This window comes from Altererythrobacter lutimaris, from assembly GCF_013371495.1.
Classification (GTDB): Bacteria; Pseudomonadota; Alphaproteobacteria; order Sphingomonadales; family Sphingomonadaceae; genus Erythrobacter; species Erythrobacter lutimaris_A.
In genome coordinates this window covers 1-531 of the sequence record NZ_JABWTA010000005.1, presented here as the reverse complement: position 1 = coordinate 531, position 531 = coordinate 1, and the positions used below count along the sequence as shown (strand labels likewise).

The following is a 531-nucleotide window of genomic DNA, read 5'->3' as shown; positions in this document are numbered from 1 at the left end:
ACTGAACTCGAAAACCGCATGACTGTGTTGCTGGGCGGGCGGGCCGCCGAACAGCTCCTGCTGGGCGAGGTCTCCAGCGGTGCGGCCGACGATCTGGCCAAGGCCACCGACATCGCGCTGGACATGGTCACGCGCCTGGGCATGTCCAGCGAACTCGGCCAAGTGGCCTATGAGCGCCAGCGCACGCCCTTTCTGGCCCAGATGCCGCAGTTCGGCTCCGAGCGCAACTACAGTGAAGACACGGCCCGCCACATCGACGAAGCGGTGCGCGGGCTGGTCGACTTGGCCTTCAGCCGTGCCACGCAGGCGCTGCAAGCCCGCCGCGACCTGCTGGAACAAGGTGCCCGCCTGCTGCTGGAACGCGAGACCCTCACAGAGGCCGAGCTGGCTCCGATGGCGGCATCAGCCCGGGCACTGCCCATCTGAATTCGTCCAGATCAAGCAATGGTTGGCTAGTTGGGTGAGAGCCTGGCCGTCACGCACTTCCTGCGCATGGTCAGGGGCGCGATGCTCCAGGGCTCCACGCTGGCC

General features: G+C 66.9%; 1 pseudogene. It reads left to right on the top strand.

Features of this window, described 5'->3' with window-relative positions:
- Window positions 1-426 (top strand): annotated as a pseudogene (locus HUO12_RS14270) (ATP-dependent zinc metalloprotease FtsH); the annotation flags it as partial.
- Window positions 427-531: the final 105 nt, after the last annotated feature.